Annotated in this window: 2 protein-coding genes; both read right to left on the bottom strand. The window is 47.1% G+C overall.

Going from position 1 to position 1125, the window contains the following annotated elements; translation table 11 throughout:
• Positions 1-602, bottom strand: a 602-nt coding sequence (locus tag A3751_RS15550) for a MoxR family ATPase (RefSeq protein ID WP_156492522.1), incomplete at its 3' end; no start/stop codon positions are given.
• Positions 603-625: 23 nt separating this feature from the next.
• The gene (locus A3751_RS15545; RefSeq protein ID WP_197466393.1) at positions 626-1066 is read right to left on the bottom strand and encodes a hypothetical protein; all 441 of its coding nucleotides are present in this window, start codon (positions 1064-1066) and stop codon (positions 626-628) included.
• Between the last annotated feature and the right edge of the window lie 59 nt (positions 1067-1125).

Raw genomic sequence — 1125 nt, 5'->3', positions numbered from 1 at the left:
ACCGAGATAACGGCTTTGAGCGTTTGCAGCATGAGGCTTCTAGGCTTTCCTGCGAGCATTTCCTTTTCGGCCTCTGGTGACGGATAACCTAGGCTGATGCGCATCATAAAACGATCAAGTTGTGATTCGGGTAGTGGATAGGTACCCGCTTGCTCCAAGGGGTTTTGTGTGGCGATGACAAAAAAGGGTACTGGGAGAGGGCGAGTTTTTCCGTCAATCGAAATCTGTCGCTCTTCCATCGCCTCGAGTAGCGCGCTTTGCGTTTTAGGTGGTGCTCGGTTTATCTCATCGGCAAGCAAAACGTTACTGAAAACAGGGCCTCTCTGAAATAGGAATTTTCCCGAGTTTTTATCAAATATGTTACCGCCAAGAATGTCAGATGGGAGCATGTCGCTGGTGAACTGCGCGCGTTTAAACTGTAGCCCAAGTGTAATGCCAAGTGCGTGGCTGAGCGTTGTCTTTCCCATGCCAGGTATATCTTCAATTAATAAATGCCCTTTTGCGAGCAGGCAAGCCAGGGCTAGCTTTATCTCACTTTCCTTGCCAAGAATGACTTGGTTTAGCTGTTGAAGGATGGCGCTGATACTGGCTTTCTGAGACATGATGTTTCCTGGAAGGCGACTTGCTACTTTTGTTTGGCTGGCTGGTGTTTGAAGACGCTATGTAGTACGTGGCGACTCTCAAAATAGACCGCAAAATTTGCATAATGCCATGCGCTGATCGGAGGTTCTCCGCGAGGTTTTGTTTTTGTTTCAGGTTTCCCAAACTGCGTTTCTACTTCCTCCATGCTCATACCGCGCAGTGGAAGTTCCACTTGTTCTTGTTTTCCCTGTTCTCCAAGTTTCAGTTTGATGGTTTCAGCATGAGTGGCCGCGCCAAGTGTGAGTGCCAGAAAACAAGCGATGGTTTTGAAGGGCATGTTTGAACTCCTGATTAATCCATTAAGTAAAGCAAAGACTTGCGCATTCTGCTGAGAAACAAAGCGTTTCAGTACGCAATTTTTTCCTTGTTCTCTTGCCATGCAGTAACTATTGCAATGCCGATGGATGTGTTTTAATGCCGGCATGAAAAATTGGTATCCAGCAATGATTGGCTATCGCTACACCTCAGCGAAGCGCAGCAATC

The sequence above is a fragment of the Oleiphilus sp. HI0080 genome (assembly GCF_001635135.1).
Note: the sequence above shows the minus strand (reverse complement) of the source record. Positions and strands in the feature narration are given on the sequence as shown.